Consider the following 250-nt stretch of genomic DNA (forward strand, 5'->3'; position numbering starts at 1 on the left):
CTAAAACAGTTTGCGATTATCTTATAGTGGGTTTGCAGATTGATCCTTCGCATGATCGTCCTAATAAAAATAAGCCTACTCAAACTATCGTTGAAAGATATATTCAATTAAAAGCAGTAAATGCTGTAGATGAAATTATCCCTTATTATACGGAGCAGGATCTGGAAGATATTCTAAAGTCTTTTGTGATTGATGTGAGAATTATCGGTGACGATTATCTTGACCGTGATTTTACAGGGAAAAAATACTG

The 250-nt window shown here is 34.0% G+C and carries 1 protein-coding gene; it reads left to right on the forward strand.

The annotated features are described in order from the left end of the window. The coding region (locus ACPYOJ_RS36155; protein WP_481420502.1) for a nucleotidyl transferase family protein at positions 1–250 on the forward strand (250 nt) is incomplete at both ends.

This window comes from Rhizobium sp. SVR5-9E (assembly GCF_056755095.1).